Origin of the sequence: Paraglaciecola aquimarina, from assembly GCF_032464635.1 — a bacterium.
GTDB lineage: Bacteria > Pseudomonadota > Gammaproteobacteria > Enterobacterales > Alteromonadaceae > Paraglaciecola > Paraglaciecola aquimarina.
In genome coordinates, this window is sequence record NZ_JAWDIO010000002.1 from 807032 (window position 1) to 831671 (window position 24640).

Annotated in this window: 27 protein-coding genes and 3 pseudogenes; 13 read left to right on the plus strand and 17 right to left on the minus strand. The window is 40.1% G+C overall.

What is annotated here, in order from left to right; all coding sequences use genetic code 11:
* Positions 1-47 precede the first annotated feature (47 nt).
* From RS130_RS04635 to proB, 4 genes and pseudogenes are all read right to left on the minus strand, one after another.
* Entirely contained in the window at positions 48-413 is a 366-nt protein-coding gene (locus tag RS130_RS04635) for a hypothetical protein (protein ID WP_316024993.1), read from the minus strand.
* A 442-nt stretch (positions 414-855) separates the two neighbouring features.
* Entirely contained in the window at positions 856-1323 is a 468-nt protein-coding gene (locus tag RS130_RS04640; RefSeq protein WP_316024994.1) for an HAD family hydrolase, read from the minus strand.
* Positions 1324-1338: 15 nt separating this feature from the next.
* Positions 1339-2589 (minus strand): glutamate-5-semialdehyde dehydrogenase, encoded by a 1251-nt coding sequence (locus RS130_RS04645; RefSeq protein ID WP_316024995.1) that lies wholly within the window; start codon positions 2587-2589, stop codon positions 1339-1341.
* A gap of 59 nt (positions 2590-2648) precedes the next feature.
* Positions 2649-3747 (minus strand): annotated as a pseudogene (gene proB / locus RS130_RS04650) (glutamate 5-kinase).
* 273 nt (positions 3748-4020) lie between these two features.
* Between proB and RS130_RS04655 the strand changes: the two are divergent.
* Together RS130_RS04655 and RS130_RS04660 are read left to right on the plus strand one after the other, a co-directional pair.
* Positions 4021-6477, plus strand: coding sequence for a M1 family aminopeptidase (locus RS130_RS04655; RefSeq protein WP_316024996.1), 2457 nt, complete (start codon positions 4021-4023; stop codon positions 6475-6477).
* A 6-nt stretch (positions 6478-6483) separates the two neighbouring features.
* Positions 6484-6988: pseudogene (locus RS130_RS04660) on the plus strand (DUF6702 family protein).
* A 202-nt stretch (positions 6989-7190) separates the two neighbouring features.
* Here the strand turns inward: RS130_RS04660 and RS130_RS04665 are convergent.
* On the minus strand, positions 7191-7787 hold the full coding sequence (locus RS130_RS04665) for a beta-phosphoglucomutase family hydrolase (RefSeq protein ID WP_316024997.1): 597 nt from the start codon (positions 7785-7787) through the stop codon (positions 7191-7193).
* A 206-nt stretch (positions 7788-7993) separates the two neighbouring features.
* On the opposite strand from RS130_RS04665, the gene RS130_RS04670 reads away from it, so the two are divergent.
* From RS130_RS04670 to RS130_RS04685, 4 genes are all read left to right on the plus strand, one after another.
* The gene (locus RS130_RS04670) at positions 7994-8824 is read left to right on the plus strand and encodes a DUF3014 domain-containing protein (RefSeq protein ID WP_316024998.1); all 831 of its coding nucleotides are present in this window, start codon (positions 7994-7996) and stop codon (positions 8822-8824) included.
* Positions 8825-9358: 534 nt separating this feature from the next.
* On the plus strand, positions 9359-9937 hold the full coding sequence (locus RS130_RS04675) for a DUF2589 domain-containing protein (RefSeq protein ID WP_316024999.1): 579 nt from the start codon (positions 9359-9361) through the stop codon (positions 9935-9937).
* A gap of 68 nt (positions 9938-10005) precedes the next feature.
* Positions 10006-10701 (plus strand): hypothetical protein, encoded by a 696-nt coding sequence (locus RS130_RS04680; protein WP_316025000.1) that lies wholly within the window; start codon positions 10006-10008, stop codon positions 10699-10701.
* A 3-nt stretch (positions 10702-10704) separates the two neighbouring features.
* Positions 10705-11274: a hypothetical protein gene (locus RS130_RS04685; RefSeq protein WP_316025001.1), complete on the plus strand. Its 570-nt coding sequence runs from the start codon at positions 10705-10707 to the stop codon at positions 11272-11274.
* Positions 11275-11293: 19 nt separating this feature from the next.
* Here RS130_RS04685 and tusA read toward each other — a convergent pair whose 3' ends face one another.
* The 3 genes from tusA to rph form a co-directional block, all read right to left on the minus strand.
* Positions 11294-11545 carry a sulfurtransferase TusA gene (gene tusA, locus RS130_RS04690; RefSeq protein WP_316025002.1) on the minus strand — a complete coding sequence of 84 codons (252 nt, stop codon included), beginning with the start codon at positions 11543-11545 and terminating at the stop codon, positions 11294-11296.
* A gap of 4 nt (positions 11546-11549) precedes the next feature.
* Positions 11550-12191: an orotate phosphoribosyltransferase gene (pyrE, locus tag RS130_RS04695; protein ID WP_316025003.1), complete on the minus strand. Its 642-nt coding sequence runs from the start codon at positions 12189-12191 to the stop codon at positions 11550-11552.
* Positions 12192-12288: 97 nt separating this feature from the next.
* Positions 12289-13002: a ribonuclease PH gene (gene rph / locus RS130_RS04700; protein WP_316025004.1), complete on the minus strand. Its 714-nt coding sequence runs from the start codon at positions 13000-13002 to the stop codon at positions 12289-12291.
* Between the two features lie 168 nt (positions 13003-13170).
* On the opposite strand from rph, the gene RS130_RS04705 reads away from it, so the two are divergent.
* The gene (locus RS130_RS04705; RefSeq protein WP_316025005.1) at positions 13171-14034 is read left to right on the plus strand and encodes a YicC/YloC family endoribonuclease; all 864 of its coding nucleotides are present in this window, start codon (positions 13171-13173) and stop codon (positions 14032-14034) included.
* Between the two features lie 221 nt (positions 14035-14255).
* Here the strand turns inward: RS130_RS04705 and RS130_RS04710 are convergent, their stop codons facing one another.
* Genes RS130_RS04710 through RS130_RS04720 form a run of 3 tightly spaced genes read right to left on the minus strand, consistent with a single transcriptional unit; the run spans position 14256 to position 16448 of the window.
* Positions 14256-15260 carry a YecA family protein gene (locus tag RS130_RS04710; protein ID WP_316025006.1) on the minus strand — a complete coding sequence of 335 codons (1005 nt, stop codon included), beginning with the start codon at positions 15258-15260 and terminating at the stop codon, positions 14256-14258.
* Positions 15261-15306: 46 nt separating this feature from the next.
* Positions 15307-15498, minus strand: coding sequence for a hypothetical protein (locus RS130_RS04715; RefSeq protein ID WP_316025007.1), 192 nt, complete (start codon positions 15496-15498; stop codon positions 15307-15309).
* 35 nt (positions 15499-15533) lie between these two features.
* A complete protein-coding gene (locus RS130_RS04720; RefSeq protein ID WP_316025008.1) occupies positions 15534-16448 on the minus strand; it encodes a hypothetical protein in 915 nt (304 codons plus the stop codon).
* A gap of 459 nt (positions 16449-16907) precedes the next feature.
* On the opposite strand from RS130_RS04720, the gene RS130_RS04725 reads away from it, so the two are divergent.
* The 4 genes from RS130_RS04725 to RS130_RS04740 all read left to right on the plus strand — a co-directional run bounded on the left by RS130_RS04725 (position 16908) and on the right by RS130_RS04740 (position 19966).
* On the plus strand, positions 16908-17738 hold the full coding sequence (locus RS130_RS04725) for a CHASE domain-containing protein (RefSeq protein ID WP_316025009.1): 831 nt from the start codon (positions 16908-16910) through the stop codon (positions 17736-17738).
* A 67-nt stretch (positions 17739-17805) separates the two neighbouring features.
* On the plus strand, positions 17806-18729 hold the full coding sequence (locus tag RS130_RS04730; RefSeq protein ID WP_316025010.1) for a histidine kinase dimerization/phospho-acceptor domain-containing protein: 924 nt from the start codon (positions 17806-17808) through the stop codon (positions 18727-18729).
* Positions 18687-19583, plus strand: coding sequence for a response regulator (locus tag RS130_RS04735; protein ID WP_316025011.1), 897 nt, complete (start codon positions 18687-18689; stop codon positions 19581-19583). The genes RS130_RS04730 and RS130_RS04735 overlap by 43 nt, the downstream gene beginning before the upstream one ends.
* 248 nt (positions 19584-19831) lie before the next feature.
* Positions 19832-19966, plus strand: coding sequence for a hypothetical protein (locus RS130_RS04740; RefSeq protein ID WP_316025012.1), 135 nt, complete (start codon positions 19832-19834; stop codon positions 19964-19966).
* A 43-nt stretch (positions 19967-20009) separates the two neighbouring features.
* Here RS130_RS04740 and RS130_RS04745 read toward each other — a convergent pair whose 3' ends face one another.
* The 6 genes and pseudogenes from RS130_RS04745 to RS130_RS04770 all read right to left on the minus strand — a co-directional run bounded on the left by RS130_RS04745 (position 20010) and on the right by RS130_RS04770 (position 23582).
* The gene (locus RS130_RS04745; protein WP_316025013.1) at positions 20010-20780 is read right to left on the minus strand and encodes an HD-GYP domain-containing protein; all 771 of its coding nucleotides are present in this window, start codon (positions 20778-20780) and stop codon (positions 20010-20012) included.
* 73 nt (positions 20781-20853) lie between these two features.
* On the minus strand, positions 20854-21189 hold the full coding sequence (locus RS130_RS04750) for a DUF3391 domain-containing protein (protein WP_316025014.1): 336 nt from the start codon (positions 21187-21189) through the stop codon (positions 20854-20856).
* Positions 21190-21257: 68 nt separating this feature from the next.
* Positions 21258-21603 (minus strand): annotated as a pseudogene (locus tag RS130_RS04755) (MGMT family protein).
* A gap of 1 nt (position 21604) precedes the next feature.
* On the minus strand, positions 21605-22120 hold the full coding sequence (locus tag RS130_RS04760; RefSeq protein ID WP_316025015.1) for a hypothetical protein: 516 nt from the start codon (positions 22118-22120) through the stop codon (positions 21605-21607).
* Between the two features lie 111 nt (positions 22121-22231).
* Entirely contained in the window at positions 22232-23293 is a 1062-nt protein-coding gene (locus RS130_RS04765) for a GumC domain-containing protein (protein WP_316025016.1), read from the minus strand.
* 1 nt (position 23294) lies between these two features.
* Positions 23295-23582, minus strand: coding sequence for a hypothetical protein (locus RS130_RS04770; protein WP_316025017.1), 288 nt, complete (start codon positions 23580-23582; stop codon positions 23295-23297).
* A 159-nt stretch (positions 23583-23741) separates the two neighbouring features.
* Between RS130_RS04770 and RS130_RS04775 the strand changes: the two genes are divergently transcribed.
* Positions 23742-23963 carry a DTW domain-containing protein gene (locus RS130_RS04775; protein ID WP_316025018.1) on the plus strand — a complete coding sequence of 74 codons (222 nt, stop codon included), beginning with the start codon at positions 23742-23744 and terminating at the stop codon, positions 23961-23963.
* Entirely contained in the window at positions 23881-24366 is a 486-nt protein-coding gene (locus RS130_RS04780; protein ID WP_316025019.1) for a tRNA-uridine aminocarboxypropyltransferase, read from the plus strand. Before RS130_RS04775 ends, RS130_RS04780 begins: the two co-directional genes overlap by 83 nt.
* Positions 24367-24640: the final 274 nt, after the last annotated feature.

Consider the following 24640-nt stretch of genomic DNA (forward strand, 5'->3'; position numbering starts at 1 on the left):
GAACAGTCGGCGAGTGCTAACGGGGCAGCCCACTAATATGTAGCACATTAACGTGGCGATTGGTTTTTACGTGCGTACAGCCAAGTTAACCCTAGCAAGATTAATGTAACAACCACGGCCACAGGCTCAAATAGACTACCCAGTACTTCTCGATACTTTTTGGCCCAAAATAAAGCGAAAAAGCAGTGGCTAGTCATTATCACTCCAAGCCAAAAATTGATCTGTTTGGCCCACTTTTTTTGTTTGAACCCATACCAAGCTAAATTACCAAATAGAATAGCCACAACCAAAATCATAGTTGGAATAATAAAATGCTTGCCAATAATAAAGGTTTGTAAAACGGCTAAAGCACTTAATACAGCAAACAATGCCATTAACCAGTCAAGCCCATAACTAAAGTTTAATTTTTTCACACTGCTCGCCTTTTATTTTCATCAATAGCTGATGATTTGGATTCGGTTAGAATTAAGGTACAACTAGCAGAATCCAAGTTACGTGCCAGAGTTTTTATTATTTTACAGCGTTCTAGCAGACAATGCCTAAGCCATAAGTCTACAAGCTTAGCGCCCAAAACTGTAAAGACCGAGTCAAATCCTAGCCCAACAATACAAGCGTTCAATGGCAAATCATGCCCCAAGATGAAGCATGTATTGTCACACCAACTGCAGCATGGGTGTTTTTGTGTTAGCTGTAAAAAGCTAGTTAAACTTGGAAAATATTGGCTTGGAGACAATCTTGAAAAGCGTAATACAAAAACTTTTGATTAATGAGTTCGCAAATCAAGTGATTTACCAATATTGAATAACGAACGCCATTAGCGAATGACAACCAGTTGAGATAGAACCCAGAACAGCACTACACTAGCTGCTGCAATCTACTAATCGACAAAATCCCTTTCCCAACCGCAACCTTTGCAGGGTTATAAAAGGTAGCATTAAGCCCCTGTTGTAAGGCCGGTATTATGTCTCGCTCGAGCGAATCACCTATCATAGTAATGTGAGTTGCAGGCACTGCCAGCTTACGCACTATTTTGCCATAATATGCCGGATCGGTTTTACCTACGGCCAAATTTTCACGACAAAAAATATGGTGGATATAATCACTTAACCCAGCTCTTTGTAGTGCTTGGCGAATTTGAATTTCTGTAGAATCTTCGGCGTTGGTTGCTAGGTGGCATTTTGCATGTTGACTCAAGTGTTTTAAGCACTGCAAAGCACCGTCCACCACTTGAACCTTAGGCCAGTTACACATCGGCCCCGTTTGATTGGGTAAATCGACCATTAAGGTGTCTCCCCAATCAAACAGGTAATGCTTAGCTGTCATGCTAGGCAGATAAACCTATGAGCGAACTTCGCCATCACCCAATACAATAAACTTCTCTGTGGTTAGTGATTCAGCGCCCATTGGTCCGTAAGCGTGTAACTTGCTGGTGGATATACCAATTTCAGCCCCTAAGCCCAATTGGCCGCCATCAGAGAAACGAGATGAAGCATTAGCCATGACCACAGCTGAATTAATGCGGCGAATGAATTCTTGGGTCTTGGAGTAATCTTGCGAAACAATGACTTCTGTATGCCCAGAGCTATACTCTTCAATATGTTCAATAGCTTGTTCAAAGTCGTCAATCACTCTTACTGCAATTTCCATGGCTAAATACTCTGCATGCCAATCATCTACTGTCGCTGCAGTAGCATCAGCAAAATACCCTATGCTGTTTTCACAGGCATGAATTACCGTATTGTGCTCGGCTAACATTGCAGCGGCTTTAGGCAAAAATGACGCCGCCACATCCTTATGTACCACTAAGGTTTCCAGTGAATTACACACACCGGTACGTTGTGTTTTACCATTTTTAAGAATGTTCAACCCTTTATCTTGGTCGGCATCACTATCTATGTATAAATGACAAACACCTTTAAAGTGCTGAATCACAGGAATACGGCTGTTTTCAGAGACAAATCGAATCAACCCTTCACCACCACGAGGAATAATAAGATCAATTGACTCATTTAAGGTCATGAGTTCGTTCATCACTGCTCGGTCAGTATCTGGGATCACAACCACAGCAGCAGGATCGATTTGATGTTTAGCTAAGGCAAACTTTATACATTCTGCCAACGCCAAGTTTGAGTGAATTGCTTCTTTACCACCACGCAAAACTACCGCATTACCAGCTTTTAAACACAGGGCAGCAGCATCGATCGTTACATTAGGTCGCGATTCATAAATCATCGCGATAACACCTAACGGAATGCGCATTTTGCCCACTTGAATGCCACTTGGCATACGTTGAATACTAGAGATATTGCCAACAGGATCGGTCTGCCCAGCTATTTCGATCACTGCATTGGCAATGCCTTGAATACGACTAGGATCCAGTGCTAGGCGATCTAACATCGCTGCATCTAAACCATTTTCTTGTCCGGCTGCCAAGTCTTTCTCATTTGCAGCTAAAATGCTTGGCGTGTTGGCAGACAAAGACTCAGCGATATCTGTTAATAACTGATTTTTCTGTTCAGCATTTAAATTAGCAACTTGGCGTGCAGCTTTTTTAGCTTGCTGCGCCGCTTCGGCAATAGAGAAACTCATGTGTATACCTCGATAATTGGTTAATTTTTCAATGTCTAGATGACACTGATTTTTGCACGTTACAACAATACTAGATCATCTCTATGTATTGCTGCTTCGCCCAAAGAATAGCCTAATGTGGCTTCGATTTTATTGCTTTTTAGTCCCTGTATTGCACTCAGATCTGTAGCGCTATATAAGACAAGCCCCTTAGCTATGGCTTTATTTTCAAAACAAATATGAACAGCATCGCCAGAGGCAAACTGCCCTTCAACATTTATGATACCAGACGGCAATAGAGAAGCGCCCTTCTCTAATAGTGCATCTTTCGCTCCTATATCAATATGCACGTTACCCTTCACTTTCAAGGTGTGCCTTAACCATGTATCTCTGGCACTGGTTTGGCTTTTGCTGGTTTTAAACAAAGTACTAAGGCACCATACCTGCGGCCAGTAATTTAAACGCGTTGGCGTCTCGGCCATTTACGATTAAGGTTTGAATACCTGAACTAACGCACTTGTCTGCAGCTTGGATTTTAGTTTGCATGCCGCCCGTTCCAACATCGCTGCCTGCTCCACCAGCTAGATCATAGATACTTTGATCAATCTGCGAAACTTCACTAATTAATTTGGCGTTTTGATTTTTACGTGGATCGGCATCATACAAACCATCTATATCTGAACAGATAATCAACGTATCGGCTTCAGCCACTAGGGCCGTGTACGCAGCCAGATTATCATTGTCACCCACCTTCAACTCATTTACCGCAACGGTGTCATTTTCATTAACTATGGGTAAAGCATTGTTCTTGAGTAGCTCTCGCAACGTATTTTTAATATTCACATAGCGAGTACGATTATGTAAATCGTCAGCGGTTAGTAGAATTTGCGCACAATCAAAATCAAACAGACTGGCCCAGTTAGCCATCATTTGAGTTTGACCAATTGCTGCCATAGCCTGTTTTTCTGCGATGGAAGGTTTATGTTTATAGGCAATTTTACCCTTTCCGGCCGCTACACTGCCTGAAGAGACCAAAATTACTTCTTTTCCTTGCTTGCGACTGTCAGAAATAAATTGAGCAATTGCCTCTAAATATCTGGTACTGCACTGATTATTGCTAGGCGCAATTAAACTACTGCCTACTTTAACCACTGCCCGTTTCCAGCTAAAACTACTCATAATTCACCTTTAAATTCTGTTCCTATAGCCTACGGAAAGTTGTATGAATAACAAGCCGATGTAGTTATAAGCTATGGTTTGATCATTGTTGCTGCGGGATATTTATTTCAAAATAGAGTCATTGACAACATTTTTTGCAAAAAATCTTCAAAAATTAACTTTAGTTTGATAAAACTCTTTCAAGCAAAAAAGGTAGAATTACGAGGCAGAACATTCTAATAAATACAAAGACACTACCTGCGCTCCACCACTAACAAAAAATCAGGGAATTTCATGTTTAATAAAACCATCTCCATAGGAGTTTTGTGGCTTGCATTCGTTGCAACTGCAGGCGCCGCTATTAACCAAACCAAAGGCGATTTTGAAGATAAATTTCGTCAGCTAGATGAGTCTTTACCTACTCCAAACGTATACCGCAACGCGGCAGGTGAACCAGGGCACAAATATTGGCAACAGCAAGTTGACTATAAAATTAAGGCAACACTAGACGAAGAAAAACGTCGAATTACTGCCAAACAAACCATTACCTATCACAACAATTCACCCGATACTTTAAAGTACTTATGGGTACAACTTGATCAAAATAAGTTCCGTGATGATTCGCTATCAGCTACGACAACCACTTTTGGAGGCATAGGCAATCGAGGACCGGCAACTTCAGCAGCTACATCCAGCACCCCAGCCCAGTTAAGCCTTGATGCATTGCGTCGTCAGCAATTTGTCGATGACAATGTGTTAGGTTACGACATTAAAGCCGTGACCGACAGCAGTGGCAACGCGCTGCATCATATGATTAATGGCACAAACATGCGCATTGATTTAGCCAAGCACCTTAAGCCTGGCAAAAAAGTTGTGTTTAAAATTGATTACGCATTCAACATTGTCGAAGAAGATGCGGTTTCTGCCCGTTCAGGTTACGAACATTTTCCTGATGACGAACGAGAAGGCGGAAACGATATTTTCTTGCTTGCGCAATGGTTTCCGCGCTTACACGCCTATACCGACTACGAAGCTTGGACCAACAAAGAGTTTATCGGTCGTGGTGAGTTCACCCTTGAGTTTGGTAATTATGATGTAGAACTTACTGTTCCTGCTGACCATATTGTCAGTTCTACTGGTGCATTGCAGAACCCAAGAGACGTATTAACCTCGACTCAACGTAAACGTCTTGAAGAAGCAGAAAACGCCGAGCGAATTGTTTTTATTGTGACGGCTGAAGAAGCGCTAGAGAACGAAAAGGAAGGCTCGGACAAAACTAAAACATGGCAATTCAAAGCTAAAAATGTACGTGACTTTGCTTGGGCTTCATCACGTAAATTTATGTGGGACGCGCGAGGCCATCATCAAGAAGGTAGCGACCAACCATTAGTTATGGCTATGTCATTCTATCCGAAAGAGGGTGGCGATTTATGGAAGAAATATTCCACAGAAGCAGTTATTCAAACGCTTGAAGTGTATAGTCGCTTCTCATTTGATTATCCTTATCCAGTAGCCCAATCAGTCAACGGCCCTGTTGGCGGAATGGAATATCCAATGATTACCTTTAATGGTCCTCGTACCGAACTTCAAGACGACGGCAGCCGCACCTATACGCAAGCTGAAAAACGCTTTTTAATCGGCGTGGTTATTCACGAAATTGGCCATATATATTTTCCTATGATAGTTAACTCTGATGAGCGCCAGTGGACTTGGATGGATGAAGGGTTAAATAGCTTTTTAGACGGTGTCGCTGGCCGTGAATGGGATCCAACCATTCCATGGGGTGTTGAACCACGAGACATAACAGACTATATGAAATCTTCGAGTCAAGTGCCTATCATGACACAGTCTGACAGCGTGCTACATTTAGGTCCAAACGGCTACACCAAACCCGCCGCAGCACTGAATATCCTAAGAGAGACTATTTTAGGACGTGAGCGTTTTGACTTTGCCTTTAAAGAGTATGCGACTCGTTGGAAATATAAGCGCCCAACCCCTTCAGATTTTTTCCGTACGATGGAAGAAGCTTCTGGCGTCGACCTTGACTGGTTCTGGCGTGGTTGGTTCTATAGCACTGATCATGTAGATATCTCGTTAGATAAAATATCTAAACTACGTTTAGACACTAAAGATCCTGATATTGACTTTGCTCGCCAACGCCAAGAAGAATTAGATAAACCGTTATCTCTAACTGACGAGCGTAACAAAGCTGAAGGTAAAAAATTGTGGATTGAACGTTTTCCAGATATCAAAGATTTCTATGACGAAAACGATCGTTTTACAGTTACCAACAAAGAGCGCAATAAGTACCATAAATTCATAAACCAGCTAAAGCCTTGGGAAAAAGCCGCGTTTGAACGTGCGGTTAAAGAAGACAAAAACTACTACGTATTAGACTTTTCTAATAAAGGTGGTTTGGTTATGCCGATTATTTTAGAGCTAACCTTTGCCGATGGTTCGACAGAAAACCAGTATATTCCAGCTGAAATTTGGCGTCGCACACCCAAAGCGGTAAGCAAAATGATCATCACCGACAAAAACAAAGAGCTGGTTAGTGTAACCGTTGACCCTCGTTGGGAAACCGCTGACGTAGACACCAGTAACAACCATTATCCACGGAAAATTATTGAGTCTCGTATCGAAGCTTACAAAAAGAAAAAGAGCACCAAAAAAGTATCTAGAGACATCATGCAAGATATCAAAACTGAGTTGAACAAAGACTCAGGTAAAGATAAAAAAGCAGATGAATAAACAGCCATGCTTAACAGATTACTTCTGGGTGTGATCACGGCGCTACTTTTTGTAGCGCCAATGTCTCAAGCACATCAGCAAAAGTCATCAATCAGTAAGGTTTTATTTAACCCTAGAACCAAAAATATCGAGATTATGCATAGATTTAGAGTGCATGATGCTGAACATGCAGTAAAAGAAATTTTTGGTAAAGATGCAGACATACTGGACTCAGAAAAAACCCAAAAAGATTTTAGTGACTACGTAAATCAAAGATTTAGATTGTTTAATAGTGAGCAACAGGGCTTACCCCTAAAAATGATAGGTTATGAATTAGAAGGTAATTTCTTTTGGATATACTCAGGAGACTGTACAACCGACTAAGCTAGAAAACTTAACTATTAGGCATGATGCCCTGCGCGACTTATGGCCATCGCAAGTCAACACCATCAATATTGAAGGGAAGGGCAAACTGCAAACGTTAACTTTTGCCGATTCTGTAGAACTGCTAAAAGTAGAGTTTGATCATTAAAGTCATATGAGCGGGGTTAATTTCCTGCGTCAAACAGTAAAAACGCCTTAAATTATCATTAATTTAAGGCGTTTTTTTGTAGGCCTTTAAATAAAAAACTCTAAAGAGCAGTAGCTTTTGTACTAACGAGTTATTAATTCAAAACGCCATTTAAACGTGTTGGTAATGTGCTTTTAAATTCTCACCGAATGGCTACTTACCATTACGGATTGGTGTTAGCCTGAATAATACCGTTTTTAACCAGAATACAATCCATATTCGCGGCTTCAGCAGCTTGTCGACCTATTTCTGTATCTTCAAAAACAACACATTCACTGGGCGTTGCACCGAGCAACTCCGCCACCCGCAAAAAGGTTTCTGGGTGAGGTTTACCGTTAGTGACATCAGAGGCAGTGACTAACGTCGAAATTTTCTGATCCAAGCCCGTTTTAGCTAATAACTCAAGTGCGTGCTTGCGCTCTGATCCGGTTCCTATCCCCATTTTCAATTTACCCTGATAGAAATCTAACACCTCGCAAGTTTGTTGAATAACACTAGGGTCATCGGCTAAGGCTGTCCAACACTCACGCTTTTTAGCAGCGACTACTTCAGGGTCGTGTGTTAGCGCAAACTTATTGTTGAGTAAAACGGCTATTTGCGCAGTAGGCACCCCACCTAAACTATGCATATACTCAGGATCGAACTCATAACCAAAATACTCACAAGTTTGCTGCCACGCTTTTACATGTGCACCCATAGAATCGATTAAGGTGCCATCCATATCAAAAACGATAGCTTTGTAACGAGTCAAATCCAACATTTGTTGCAATTACCTTATTTTTAATAGTGAAAGCACAGGTTGAGGTTTTGCCATTTCATTTGCAAGTTTTACCTTAAGATTTTAAGATATTTAATATGTGTTCCTCTCGAAAAGGATTACACTAATTTACAATCTACTCATATCATTTAGATGAGATTTTGAGTAGGGTCTATGTGTAAGTTCGTAATCCAAATACAGGTAATTTCATGAGCGAAGAATCTAACAAGTCATTAGTCCCACATTTCGCAATCGGTGCAATTGTTATTGCAATTATATTAGCCGTGTTTTTTTGGCCAAATGAACCAGAAGTCGAGCCCGTACCTGATGTTATTGCGCCCACAGTTGAACCCATTACAGCCGAGCCAGTTGTTGAGCCGGAAGTATTAGAACCCGTTGAGCCTGAGCCGATCCCAGAGCCAGTTGAAGCCCCCGTCGTGATAGAACCTATTCCCGAGCCCGAGCCTTTAGACACAAGTGATGGGGCAGTTAAAACCAAATTATTAACTTTAACTGATTACGACGCTTTTGCTCGTTTGATTATTGATGAATCCTTACTACAGCGTTTCGTTGTCATGACCAACACCCTGGCTGACGAAAACATCTCACCGAGTCATAATGTTCTAACCAATCCAGAGCAGTCATTTCGCGTATACAGACAAGCAAATAAGGATTGGATAGATCCCGCCAGTTATAAACGCTATACACCTTATGTAGATGTTTTAGACTCAATAGAGACAGATTCGTTAATAGAATTGTACGAAGAATACAAACCTGCCATTAAAGAGATTTTTGCAGAAATTAGCAGCCCAAATGATGATTTCGAAGAAAAACTAGTCGAGGCTATAGACATTTTACTGGATACGCCCGAAGTTCCTGTTCCCGTAGAAGTGTTTACCGACAGCGTGATGTTTAAATTTGCAGACGAAAGATTAGAAAGCCTTTCAGGACCGCAAAAACAGCTATTACGTACAGGCCCAGAAAATATGCGCCGCATTAAAGCCAAACTAAGAGAAATAAAAGAATCTTTCAAGCAATGAGCATTAGCGGGCTTATACTTTAATTCAATCATTTTTGTATATGCCCGCAATTCTTGAACCTGTACGCCAGCAATAAATAGAATCAAACACTTTTCACTTTTCACTTTTCACAATCAAACTATCAATACTTTTGCCGTCGCTAAACACTCTTAAGAGCAGTCCTTCATTTCAGCGTCTTGATGATGTGCTGTTAAATTCTCGCTGAGTGTACATTTATACTGATTGAAGTGGGTATGACAGCATCATTCACATGCCTGATTACATTCACTTGCCCCCGCTGTATTAATGCCTTACCAATATGAATTGACATAAACTGGAAAAAAATACACTCGATGCTATAAATAGTAAGCGTACTGTATGAGATGCGGTATTTCATTTATGAAAGATGTTGAGTGGAAAATCTGAATAATTCAGTACAGGGAAATGTATTGAAGTAGTTGCATTTATAGCAATCCATTTTGGAGTCTATCCAAAGATGGGGTTTTACAACGTGTAGCCTAAAATTTCATTTAGGTGAAAATCAAGGAAATTGTTATGGCAATAGGAGAAGAACTTTCAAGTATTGATTTTAAATCTATGATTGGCGGTCCACTAGATGCGGTTGTTCGAGCGCAAGCTCAGTCAGCTCAAACCTCTGTTGATTTTATTAAAGCAGTAGGATTTGAAGAAGATTCAAACGAGCCGACAATGGTAACCTTTAGTTATATGAAAGCGGTAGAAGTAAAAGATGCCGATGGAAATGTAACCTCAGTCGAACCAAAGAAATTTGATTTAACGGTACCAATACTCACTATGTTACCTATACCTTTCATACGGGTAGAGGAAACCACTATTAGTTTTAACGCCAAAATAAACTCGGTACAAGAGTCTACAACGTCATCATCTAGGAGTTTAAACGCCAGTTTATCTGCTAAAGGTGGATGGGGGCCTGTATCGGTCAAAGTCAGCGCGAGTTATTCCAGCAAAAGTGCTAAGTCGAGCTCTTCTAAAATCGAACGAACCTACAGCCTATCGGTTAATGTAAGGGCAGTGCAAGACGAGTTACCCGCAGGAACTGAGAAGCTTTTGGGTATTCTAGAAAACGCGATAACCGAAGTGGAATCAACAGCTTAATAAAAGGGGCATTATGCCCCTTTATTTTCTTTTCCTTTCTATTTTGAATAATAATACAGGAGTTAAATATGTCAGAATTAAGTGAAATATTAGGTGCGGTAATGATTAGCTTGGTCCACGCTAGGCGACTAGCTGACGAAGAAACAGCAGCAGTTGCAGAATATTACAAAGATAACCCACTACTAGAAGGCATGAGTTTACCCAGAGTAAGAGTGCCTGAGTTAACCATAGATATGCCTGTCACATTCGAACAACATGTGCCAGCCAAAGACGCAGAACTTGATTCAACGAGCAATATTCACAAAGCGCTAATGGAGCAATTTAAACAAAGTTTAGATGATGAAGATATTTTAAGTAAAACCAAGAGTTTTCAATCTACTTTCGATAAAGAGTCTAAATTAGCTCTAGAAAAGTTAGCAGACATACAGCGAACCGGTGGCAGCAGAATCACCCGCGAAGCGTTACTCAGAAGTATCGATGACGCCTATGCTAAATCCCTTAAAAAGAACATAGCGAACAAAGAAATACCATTCGAAAAAACGCAAATTGTAAATAAATCCATACGACACAAATTATCCCAAGTTGCGCTGAAATCAAGCTCAAGCCCACAGTCATTAGTTACTAATGCCACCACTAGTTCGGTGAAGGAATCTGCAAATGCTGCGAATAGTGTGCGTTTACAAATCACCTTGCGAGAAGAAGGCTTAGAGTGGGCAACAAGTAGTCAAGATGGAAAAATTAAAAACCGCTTACAGCCCGAGTAACTTATGCGTTCAATTGCTAAAGAAAAAATAATCCAACAGTTAATGCTACTCACAAACCTAACCGACAAATACGCTCTGTTAGATCCAAGCTATCCACAAAAATCGTTGGCTTGGTTAGTTGAAACTGAAAAAACCTTAGAGCCCTTGCGGTTGCCTATTGTTTCAAGATTAGCCGCCTTACGAGGCATCTTGTTAGCCAGTGACGACGGTTATCAAGATCCAATTATAGCGGCATCATCGAGGAGTAAACGTAAAGCTAAAAGAGCCCTGACAGCTCACATCATTACCCAAGCTGAACAAGCTCTTCGAGAAGAAATAGAAATAATCGACCACGGGTTTAGTGAGTTAATAGATAAGCTTTCCCAACTATTAGCCATTAGATTTTCCCAACAAGAGTTACCTTCAACGCCACACGTTACCATGGGATATGTAGATAACATTTGGCGGTTACTAGGCGAAAATCAAGAAACAAAAAGCATGTTTAGGTACATAGAGGCGCGAATAGGTGAAACAGACCGCAGATATCTGCTGCAATCATTGTTAGATAATATGCAATCTCATAACGACGAGTAAGCTTAAAAATGAAAAGGGGTTAACGCCCCTTTTTAACGACATACCGATAAGGGCTTTTTTCAATATCCGTTGCTAACAATTCATGCTCCATAAATCGACAAAAACTAGGAATGTCACGGGTAGTAGAATGATCATCTGCCGTTACACATAAGGTTTGGCCAATTTGCATTTCACGAATTTTCAAACGCACCATCATCACAGGTTCTGGACAACGCAAACCTAAAGCATCAAGCTCAAAATCTGCATTGTCAAAAAGATTTACGTCAGTCAAAAAATTAAATCCCGTAATCTACTCGATACTGTTGAATATTAGCTAAATGTTCCGCCATTTCTGGTTTATCAGCTAAATATTCGACTAGGTTAGCCAAGCTCACAATTGACACCACTTGGGTAGTAAAGTCACGCTCAACTTCTTGAATCGCCGACAACTCACCTTGGCCTTTTTCTTGTCTGTCTAAGGCAATTAACACCCCCGCCAAATCTGCATTGTTTTGCTCAATCAATAACATAGATTCACGGATAGCAGTACCAGCGGTAATCACATCATCCACCAGCATGATTTTACCCGCCAATGGACTCCCCACTAAGTTGCCACCTTCGCCATGGGTTTTTGCTTCTTTGCGATTAAAACAATACGGTTTATCCACCCCATGCTTATCTGCAAGTGCTACAGCGGTAGTTGTGGCAATAGGAATACCTTTGTAGGCTGGGCCAAACAGTACATCAAACTCAATATTCGACGACTGCAGAGCTTGCGCATAAAACTGGCCAAGTTTAGCTAAATCGCCACCCGTATTGAATAAACCGGCATTAAAAAAATACGGGCTAGTACGCCCAGACTTAAGGGTAAACTGCCCAAATTTTAACACTTCACGGGCTAGAGCAAACTCAATAAATTGTTTTTGGTAATCTTGCATAAATACCTCAGTTCTTATTTGTGAGCTATGAGAGACGAATATTGGCTTAGGCTCTCGGCTTGGCTCAATACTTGCGCCACATAACTCGGCACTAGCTTTACGCTAACGCTAATTTTTGTTCGTCGAACAACTCTCGAATGCCATGTTTTGCCAGCTCTAGCATTTCATTTAGCTCATCAAAATCAAAAGGTTCGCCTTCGGCAGTACCTTGTACTTCAATTAGCTTACCGGTATCGGTCATCACCACATTCATATCTGTTTCGGCATCAGAATCTTCAAGATATTCTAAGTCGGCAATCGCGACACCTTTATATACACCTACCGACAAAGCAGCAATCATGTGTTTAATAGGGTTAGTTTTTAAAATACCTTTGCTTCGCATCCAGCTAAGCGCATCGGCTAATGCCACACAAGCACCGGTAATAGAAGCCGTTCGCGTACCACCATCAGCCTGAATCACATCACAGTCAACGACTATGGTATTCTCGCCCAACAGCTTTAAATCAACCGCAGCGCGTAACGAACGAGCGATTAAACGTTGAATTTCTAAGGTGCGGCCACCTTGCTTGCCTCGAGCCGCTTCGCGATCGGAACGCGTATGAGTTGCTCTTGGTAACATACTGTATTCAGCTGTAACCCAACCTTTTCCCTTACCTTTCATAAAACGAGGCACACCTTCGGTCACCGAGGCATTACATAAAACCTTAGTATTGCCAAATTCGATTAACACCGAACCTTCGGCATGGCAGGTAAAATTTCTGGTAATAGTAACAGGACGGATTTGACTAGCAGTTCTTCCACTCGGACGCATGGCGTACTCCATAAATAATTTTGCCGCGAATTATAACCAAAAAGCACGAGTCAGTGCTGCTAAATTAACTCAAATATTTGCTCCTGACATATAATTAAAAGTGAATCGCGCTCGCAGATAAAGAATTGAAAGGTATAATACAGCCACACACACTTTGGAGTATTTTGAATGATTTACAGTATGACCGCCTTTGCCCGACGAGAACTTAAAGCCGAGTGGGGCACAGCTGTATGGGAAATTCGCTCTGTTAACCAACGATTTTTAGAAACCTACTTTCGTCTCCCCGAACAATTCAAAAGCATGGAACCCGTTTTACGTGAACGTTTTCGTAAAAGTTTACAGCGCGGAAAAGTGGAATGCGCACTAAGATTTGTTGCCAACGACGCAGCGGTAGGTCAATTAAGCATTAACGAAGATCTAGCCAAGCAATTGATGCACGCGGCCGATTGGGTACAAAACCAAGGAACCACAACAGGCGTTAATCCAGTGGATATTTTGCGTTGGCCTGGTGTCATTGCTGCCGAAGAAGCCGACATGGACAGCATTCAAGGCGACATTCTAAAAGAATTCGATTTAACTCTGAAAGACTTTATCGCCGCCCGCGCCACCGAAGGCGAAAACTTAAAAGCCCTAATAGAGCAGCGCCTAGACGGCATTCAAGTTGAAGTAGATAAAGTCACAGGCTTTATGCCAGAGATAATTCAATGGCAAAGAGACAAAATTCAAGCCCGCTTTGAAGAAGCCAAAATTGAACTAGACGCCACTCGTGTCGAACAAGAAATGGTCATGTTAGCGCAAAAAGTCGACGTGGCCGAAGAATTAGACCGCCTTGTATCGCACATTGGCGAAACCCGTAAAATCCTCAAAAAAGGCGGAGCAGTAGGCCGCAGACTCGATTTTATGATGCAAGAGTTTAACCGCGAATCAAACACCCTAGGCTCTAAATCAATCAACACAGACACCACTCAATCAGCAGTTGAGCTTAAGGTTTTGATTGAACAAATGCGCGAACAGATCGCCAATATTGAGTAAGCTTTCTTAGTCACGCCCTCCTTAAAAAGCGCCCTTTATGAAAGGGCTTTTATCTTTCTAGTTGTCCCGAACTTAGATTAGTTATGTCATACAACATCTATTCATTCAAAATAAGCTATTGCCAGTCATCACTTGAAATTCCTCTAAGAGCTTGATCTGCTTTAGCATTTACATACCCATCCAAAGGCTAGAATTTTTGATGTTAGCTTACGATAACCTTTTTACGGGTTAATGGTAAATTGAAAAGACTGCTTTAATAAAGGTTGGATCTTCACCATTCTGGCGTCAGTTTTATCATTTAGATTTAGCCTTGGATCTATGGTCGCAAACCCCCAAAACTGTAAAAATCGCTCAACAAACCTAGATTTAATTAATATGCTTAGCTGCTCTTTTGGTGAGAAATAACCGTCTGTAGGAAATGCTAGAAGCAGATCAGGGAAAGCCGTCACCACCTCTTCAACAAGCTGCTCCATACTGCTGTGACTTTGAAGACGCCACAGCATAAACAACCAAAAATTCCGTAAATCCACATCATATTCTAAGCTGTCGAAATACGCCCAGTTATATTTACTGACTGCAGCATCTAACATAGGTTTGAAAAAGGCCTGTATGCCTAAAGCCTGATACTGTTTTTGCGCTGCCTTTTTTACATGGTAGCAACCGCTACGTCGATAAATAATACCACTAATTTCCGCTAGCACTCTGGTGTAGTGCAAGGCATTAAATTTATCCTCGTTACTGCCAGCAAACTCACTAATGCTTATACCACGTTCGAATTGCGCAACTGAAAATTCTGGCAATAACTCACTAGCCTGCTTGACTAACTTAAGCGGTAAGTTGCCTTTGCCTGTGGTTTTGAATGAGCCATCTTGCGCCATGGCTTCATCAATAATCAGAGCTAGATAGCGCATCACAGGACTGGCAACAAGGCTATCCGGCGTGCTGATTGTGACCCATTCTAATTCATCAAAAGGTGCATAAAGCCAATTCCCCATTTGTGTTGGTGTTACACCACAAAAATCGGCATTAGGTTGATTGTTACGATCCTGCATTTTGCGCTGTAAAGCTACATTCATCTCATCCAGGCTCAAACCTGGGTTCATTGCTAACATGGCTTCAACATCATCATAGATTTGAGCATGCTGCTTAGAGCTGCTGTTCATACAACAACGTTTGAACTTTTTATCACTGCCACAGTGGCAAGGATCGTTTCGACCGAGCTTCATTATGAGTTTCTTATATTATTTGTTAAAAAACGCTACTTTTACTTGTCTAGACTATTTTAGTGTATTGGCAATTGCAAATACACCGACTAACAAGCAAGTTGTCTTCAATAAAGTCGTCATCTTGAATTTGTGTTTTTAACCTCAGTAACAATTGATTGGATAAGGTAATTTGCTGTTGTAGACGATCATCTCCCGCTGGTGAAGACTCAATGGTGAGTAACCACTTACTACAACTCACCCGTTAAATTGACACTGCCAAAGCAGTTTTTCGAACTACGGCAGAATATATGAAAGTGGGGCGAGCTGGATTTCGCCTTGAAACAGTATTTCTTTTTCTTGGTTAAAACCAAAACAATAATGTTTGATTAGTGCTGACTCTGTCGAATCAGTATTGGCCTCGGCAATCGGAGGACCCACTAAAATATGTATTTTTTGGTCACTTCTCAGTTTGGCCACGTTGTGGCGATCAACAGAGATTTTATGAGCGGTATACACCATTGGATTACGTTTAAAATCAATACCTTCGGCTTTGCCTCGTTCTAGCAATGCGCAAGAAATTAAGCTGGTGCAGTATGTTTCGGGAAATGAAATTTTGTCATTCACTTCGTCTAAATAATCTGACTGTTCGACACAAGAGCTAATTAAGAAGTTTTTGGCGTTACTATTGGTGGTAAATTTACGCTTATAAAAATAGTCTGAGCCACTGATTATGTTTCTGTCCTGGATATTGTCATTGATTAGAGCGGAATCAATGCTAGTTTCATTAGCAAATAAAGGTTGGTCGGATTCGCTTTTAAAACCAATTAAAACAATACCTTGTTCATTCTTTAGCACCACTCTATTGGACAATATGGTTTGTTCTTTTGTCGACATACGCGACTTTTTAATATCGGCGGTAAGTTCATCTTTAGGGCGCACAACACCAGCAAAATTGAAAGCATAATTGCTAAATTTTAGCCCATGCTGCTGAATCGTTTCTAATTCTCCGTTTTGGCATCGGTATTGTTTGACTAAGTCTTCAATTAAACACTCAAGTTGAAAGCCCAAGGCGATGGGTCCGCCAAAAGGATTATTGACGATTTGATCCCATTGTTTTTTATCATGAAATAAATTGAAGTCGTCTGTTGCGTTACGGGCAACATCTATGTGTACGAAGTCTAAACTAAAGGTTGTTACACGTAAATCCATGTGGATACCGAATTAGTAGAAGCTGAACAAGTCACTGATTATACAAATGGTTCGAGCCGTTTTACCAGAAGCAATGTTTTATTTTTGGTCAACTTTTTTGCGGCTATTGTTAAATTGCGTTGACTAACGCCGGTTATCACTGGCATATGTCAACATTGTTTGAACGAGTAAATTGTAAAAATTCAGCAAATATAAAGCGCAATCAACTATCGTTTGCATTACTCTATAAAAACTAAGTTGAGTAAAGCAACCAAGATGGTGACCCTGTTTAAAGGTAGCGATTAGATTAACCAAGTGTTTGCCTATTATTTAATTAGCTTTGGTCGATATTTATTTAACTGTTGAGCAAAAAATGAAACAACGATTGTTGGCATATTTACGAGGGTTTTGTACGACCAGCCTTCGAGCCGCTTGAATGTAAATAATTCATTGAGAATTACCATTAAGACAAATACTAATATGCCCACAAAATCAAAAAATACAGTGTCGAATAAGTCAATATATTACTCTATCTTGGTATTGCTAATTGGCATTCTTTGCTCATCAAACATATACCGAACGGCATTATCAAACGAAAAAGCAGACACTGTTAATAAATTGCAACAGCATGCGGCGACAAATGCAAAAGACATTGAAACCGAATTTAGGCGTTCATTCTTTCAAGTATCTGCTGTAGCAAATTTGTTTGCTTCTTCGACTTGGGTAACTAATGCTGAGTTTGTGGCATTTATTAATCGAGTCTTTCCTGATTTTCCAGAGGGTAGAAGGCTCACTTCAATTCAAAGAGTGCCCGTTGATAATGCCAATGAATTCATCGCTAAAATACGAGAGAATCCTGGTACTGAATATAGTCACTTTAGTATTTTTAATTTTACCTCTACTGACCAAGTCATAGCTCCACAAGCTATAGATGGGCTATATTCGGTGATTAGCTATACCTACCCAGAAATTAAAAACCTTAATTTTATTGGCAAAAACATATCTGCAGATTCAACTATAGGTTCGTTGATTTACCCCGTCATGGCGAGTGAGTATCCTATCGTTTCTAATTTCTCACGGCCGGTTAAAGTAATACAAGATGAACCGTTTGTTTTGCATATTTATCCAATTCTAACCACAAATCCTCAGAATTTAGTGGCGCAAAACGTAGCTGGGGTAATTGTTTCCAATCAACGTATCCATAGTTTATTTAGTAACACCCTGCTCAATGACGAAGTAGAGAAATTTAAATACGTTATAAGTGATCAACAAAACACTCACTATTATTACCCAGAAAAAATTGACCACTGAGCAACTCGTAGATCAATCACTATTACAATTCGTTTTTCCTATAAAAATTGCAAACAGCCAATTTACTTTGACCGTTATACCGTTAAGTCAAAACTTACAAAACCCAGACAGTTCGTTAGTTGTATTGCTATTTACTGGCATCTTATTAAGCTTTTCGCTAGCGTTTATTACTTACTCATTTTTATCAAAGCAAAACCAATTAACTTACGAAGTTGAGCGCCAAACATCTGAACTTGTAGAACAAAAAAACTTACTTAATATCAAGAATATAGAATTAGGAAAAGCGGTAGAAGAGGCTAGGGTATCTGAAAATGCTAAGGCGGATTTTTTGGCTAACATGAGCCACGAAATACGCACCCCACTGAATGGCGTTATCGGCCTAACAGGGCTACTGCAACAAACTAAATTAGATAAATTACAAAGAGAATATTTAAACAAACTCGCTTTTTCTGGCAAACATCTGTTAACCGTAATCAACGACATTTTAGATTTTTCTAAAATTGAATCGGGCAATATCGTTTTAGAAAACAAAGCTTTTTCGATTCACAGCGTCGTAGATAACTTGCAAGTAGCTTTTGAAGATCAAGTTCGCGCTAAGGGTTTACATTTTAATGTAGCGCTAGAAGGCAAAATATGCCCGGATTTAATGGGTGATGTATTTAGGATCAATCAAATATTACTCAACTTGTGTAGCAATGCCATAAAATTTACCGAAAAGGGTGGTGTACACGTAGCGATATCGATGAGCAAGCATGCGCAGTTAGAGCATACATTCGACGTGCAATTTAAAGTGATAGACACCGGAGTGGGCTTAGAGGAAAGCCAAATTGGAAATTTGTTTAAAAAGTTTAGTCAAGCAGACACCTCCACCACTCGAAAATTTGGTGGCACTGGGCTTGGTCTAGCCATTAGCCAAAGATTGTGTCAGTCAATGGGGGCAATATATCGGTGGACAGCCGCAAAAACGAAGGCAGTACTTTTACCGCAGTGATGCGCTTAGAGTTGAACAAAAAGGTTCTCATCGAAAGTGACAAAACAAGTGGCAAGCTCGATAATATTGATGTGTTAGTTGTTGATGACAATCCAATTGCATTAAAAATACTCACTAACTTTTTAAGAAACATAGGGGTACGGCCAATTCCTGTACAATCGGCACTAGATGGTTTAGAAGTTCTGACAAACAATGAATATGACATAAAACTGATTGTTTCTGACTGGACTATGCCTGTAATGGACGGTGCAACCTTTATAGAAGAAGTAAGAAAATTAGCCTTAAACACTCAACCTAAAGTGATTATTGTTTCTGCATATGAAATATCCACCTTTAAAAGTGAGAGCGACCAATTACATATTAGTCATGTACTAAGCAAACCATGCCATGCCGGCACACTTTATAAAGCTATGGAAGAATGTTTAAACGCCAAGGCTCCCAAAAAACAAGTTATTACCCCCATCAATAGGTTGGCAAATGTAGATATTCTAGTTGTTGAAGATAACGAGATAAATCAAGTTGTAATAGAGCACTTACTGACTGACGAAGGGGCAAAAGTCAGCATTGCTAATCATGGTAAAGAGGCAATTGATTTACTTAATGAGTTTAATACCTTTCAAATAATCCTTATGGATATTCATATGCCGATCATGGATGGTATTGAAGCCACTAGGATTATTCGTGCCCATCCAAACCCAAAGATATCTCACATTCCTATTGTAGCGTTATCGGCCAATGTACTAGAAAAAGATGTACAAAGTTACCTTACAATAGGCATGAACGCTCATGGCGCAAAACCGGTAAATATAGAAAGTTTAATCCAAATTATATTGCCCTTACTGAACAACGATTAGACAAAAGAAAAAAATAGATGGCATATTGTCTACTTTTAACATTTCACTAATAATGTGTCAGTTTTTTTACAGTAACAAATAAAAGACATCCTATCTCATTGAATTTAAAAGAATATAATTATTGGCCTGTTTATTGATTAAAGTCTACTTAGTCACTAAATAAAGTGGGTTTTACCCATAATATAACTAGGTTTACCGAATTTCTCTTGAAATTAAGGTATTCTTTTTACCCCTATTGAGAAGCATAGATGTCCTGTTTAACTCGTAAATTACAACAAAAACTAGCTCGTTATGTACAGAAAAACAGTGAGTCATTTAATTCACAAGATCCTGAAGCCATCCGCGAAGAATTGGTGAACAAAGGATTTGTCCGTCATCGGTAACGACTGATCAGTTGATTTTGATTATGAAAGATTCTAGTTCAATTTAAACTGCAATAGATTCTTTAAAGTATTTATTAAAGTCGAGATTATAATCACTGGCTATAATCGATTCAGTTATTTTTACTCCATCAGCTTGGGTCGCTAGGTCGATGTCTACTGGTGGTAGGTAATGCTGATTCTTAGCTGAGTAAAATACTTTAACTTTTGGTTTAGTTGATTCGCTAGGATGCTGTTGTAAGACCATAGCTATCTTTTCATTGTTTAATTTAACTAATGTACCGACTGGATAAATTCCCACACTTTTTACAAATTGCATGACTAACTTTTGATCATATTTGTGTGGTGAGTCTTTTATCAATATTTGTAGGGCCTTTTTCGAAGGCATACCAGCTTTGTAACAGCGGTGTGCGGTAATCGCGTCATAAGTATCTGCTATAGCGATCATCCGTCCAAAGTCGCTTATCTCATGATCATCGAGCTGTTTAGGGTAGCCAGCGCCATCTAGTCTTTCATGGTGCTCGCTAATGGTACGAATAATAGAAGAAGGGATTTGCATATCAACTAAGACGTCGACCCCAAATTGCACGTGTTTGCGCATCACGTCCATTTCTTCATCAGTTAATTCTACCATAGCTTTATGCAAAATTTCATCTGGTATGTTGATTTTACCAATGTCGTGTAAAAAGCCGGATAGCGCCAACTCCTGTACGACATCATCTTTAAGTCCCAATTGAATCGCAAAATTTGCCAGCAAAATAGCAACATTCAATGAGTGTTCAAGTAGATATGAGTCTTTCTCACGAATTTTGGACATACACATAAGTGCATTTGGGTTACGGTCGATAGAAGAAACTAAACTGGAGGTAAATTCTCTATGAACCGATATATCAACTGGCAGGCTGCAGCGCTACGCGATTTAGTAATTTTCTTTTGTAGACCTTTGCCCTGCTCAAACAGTTTAGCTGCATGAACGATTTCATCTGCAAATGATTGCGCCTTTTTCTTTTTGGCTCTGGTACGGGTTCAGGCTCTGACGGTTCAGGCTTGAGTTGTTTACTTAAATCAACATTAACCTGCTTGATCCCCTTTTCTTTGAGGTATTGGATTGCTTTAGAGGAGGTGATTCTGCCACGACTTTTAATTTTTAAGGTACCAGATTGTTTGGCGATAGACTCAACAAACATGCCTACTTCTAATTCATCGATGTCGAAAATTTTAAACAAAATTAAGCCTTACTTAGCTGTCTGCCAATAGCAGTCATTGTCATTAATAGTGAAGATAGAAACAATACCTAAAATTCCAATTTGTATAAAATATCAATTAAATCCGGTGTCCATTTGAACAACTTCATATTGACACGGTTATTTAGTATCACAACGTCTTCCTCTTGTAACAAGCCTATTTGTGTTTCGGCTTGCTCCGAGCCTGTAGGAAAAGCGATTTGGCCATTTGAACGTAATACCCTGTACTAGGGGCACTTTTATTTCTTGCGGCACAAACCCTAGAGACTTTCCAACCAGTCTTGCTCGGCCGGGTAAGCCTGCTAAATCTGCAATTTGTCCGTAACTTGCCACTTTACCTTTAGGGATAAGTTGGACTGTACGCCAAATGTGTTGATAGTGCTTAGGCGAGCTCATATCAGCTAATTAATGGATAATAGAGGTCAATATCAGCTAGCTCCAAAAGCGGCCCCTGACGCTTAACCTTACGGTATTCTGCTAGATCACGTGGTGGAATATGACCAACTATCAGCTCAAGGTCGTTCAGTCGGGCCCCCTGAGACACCAAATAAGTAATATAAGAATGTCTGAGTGTGTCTGCACTTAGCTGGTCTGGAAATGCTAGCTCTGCGTCATGCGCGGCGTTCAGAATTATTTGAGTAAAGTCATCTTTACCAATTAAATTTGACCAAATAGGAGCAGAATCATTTTTGCTTTCACATAATTCAGCCAATGCTAAGGAATAGTGCGCGTCTATATTAAGAATACGAGACTGTTCACCTAAGATTTGCACCCTAGCATAGTTATCTTTAAAGCTTGTTTTTGACAGTAAGGCCAGTTCTTCTACCTGTACCCCAGAATAGAGTAGGGCGAGTAACACTTTACCTTGCTTATTAGCTACCCTGTATAACGCTTGATTTTCGGCTACAGACAATATTCTCAACGAATCAACATGGCTAGATGCATGTTCGCCAAGGCGCAGATGTGGGTCCCTTACATTCAGCTTGGTATGTTGTTCATTAGATAACTGGTTATAAGGTCCTTGTCATAGCTGCCCCGGCATTACTACAAAGTTAGTAGCTGTGTTAGTTGGTTGTTTTTGTTTCACTATGTAGCCAAACAATAGCAATGCAAATACACCACAACCGAGAGACGCCAATAGGCTGAATATAGTCATACGCCAATAATCGGGGCCAGTTGGGCTTTCAGGCGTGAATGGCTGCTCTAGAATAGTAATAGTGGCGTCAAATGGTTTTGATACCTCTTGCACCACCAAGTTATCGCGAATAGTTTGCGCTTGCTGTTGAATAGCATCTAATTCTGTCGTCAGTACTTTATACGCTTGTAGCCTTTGACTAAAATCTTGAGCTTGTTTGTTTTCTAACCTGAACTGCCTTTCTGTCTGTTTTACGTTGTCTATTGATTGGCTAAGATCTCGTTCAGCTTCTTGTAAATAATACTGTTGGCTCTGCTCTAACTGTTCAGCCAATGACTGCTTCAGGGCTAACTGAGTCTGTTGCTTAGCGACTATTACCGGGTCTCGTGCTAAATATACTTGGGTATATTTGCTTTCCAATGCAGTAAGCTCACTTTGCAGTAGCTGTAGTTCTTGTCGAGTCTTGTTAATTTGTTCTTTGTCAATATCTCGTATAATTGACTGACCTTTGTTTACCGATTCTAACAGGCTATTAAGTGAAGATTGAGCAGCTGTTCTCTCGGCAATTGCTTGGTCTAAATTAGCGCTTAGAGCTTTAATTTTATTTAAGACTCTATTTTCGTCACGTTCGAGTGACGTGATGTCGTTTTCTTTGGCAAACAATTCAATTGCCCGTTGTTTTGCCGTAATTTTTTGCTCAATACTTTGTAGTTGAGTATTACTAGAAGCTAAATTTTGGGAATTGTTTTTTACTTTTTCAGCAGACTCCAATGCTAAGTATTCTGCAATCCAAGTAGATAGCACAGGTTGTAATATTTCAGCTGAATGATGGTTAGCCGATAATGTAATAAATCTGCCGTTGGCGGCAGCAGAAAACAATTGCGGTTTACTTTCAGGCGTCACTTGTAAGCCTACATTTTGCTCTAAGGTGTGCAATACTGATTGAGTCAAACTACTGACTGAGTAGTTTTTGTTGATGCGCCTCAACTTTACGCTGCACAAGTTCAGAGAACTCCAATTCGGTTTGTGCAGGAAACGTAAAAAGCAGCACGGCTTGACTACTGTATATGGCAGGGCGAGTCCAAACCCACAAACTAGCCAACATAAACACGAGCAAAAACGTCCCCAGCAGAACAAACCATTTTTGTCTCTGAGCTCGCATTAGCTGCTGCTGAATATGGTCAAATGAGCCATTGGTAAACGGCTGATGCGGGATATAGTCAATATTATTAGTTGGCATTTTAAAGACCAATAGATACGAAAGTTAAACCAATTGAATAAGAATTTTTATTTAGGCACATAAACATCCAAGCTGTTTTAAAATTTGTTAAAGTATCGTGCATTATCTTATTTCAATTAACACGATTATGCGATTATTTGTCGTATCACATGAAATTAAATGCCAATTAAACACGTCACCAAAAGAAAACAATGTCATAACTGCTATTACCCAGAGGTGACCTGTGTATGCCAATGGTTGTCGCCAATTATCTCTCCCTTACGCATTATTATTCTGCAACATCCCAAAGAAGCAACACATGCTAAAAAATACAGTCAGGTTATTACAGCTAGGCCTAAAAAACCTTCAGGTAATACAAGGCGAGAGCGCGGAAGATTTTAGTGAGTTGGCCATAGAGGTTACAACAGCACCTAGCCAATTTAGCCTTTGTTACCCAAACATTAACAGTTTAGCTATTGAATCGGCCTTTAGTACAGCAGACAAATCAGCACAATTTAGCCAGCAACATACAATCATTTTTATCGATGCGTCTTGGCGTAAGGCACTGAAAATGTGGCATTTAAATCCATGGCTACAGCAATTGACTAGTTGGCACTTTGATAATCCACCTGAAGGGCAGTATAGAATAAGGCAAACCAAACAGAAAAATGGCTTATCTACCTTAGAAGCGGTGACGTACGTGTTGACGAACACTAAGCAAGTTGATTGTTCTGCATTGCTTACTCTTTTCTTAAAAATGCAGCAATTACGGTTTGCTGAGGTACGTAATAGCAATCCGGAATGAATAGTAGCCAGTGTTCTTTTGAGTTCGAACAACACAGAATACCCCCACTCAACACTCGCCTAAAAAGAATGCCCCTGAGGCTCTTACACAGCGTACTCGGTAACGAAATTTTTCGTGTATATCAAGGCAGGTTGTTGTACGTAATAACCTGTTATTGCTAAACAATCAAAAAGCCACTAGACATAAAAAGAGCGTTATCCAGAGGTTCTGGCTTATCCGAGGATTCAGGTTACTTGCCAATACGCATTGGTATTAATGCCAAAAACAAAAAACC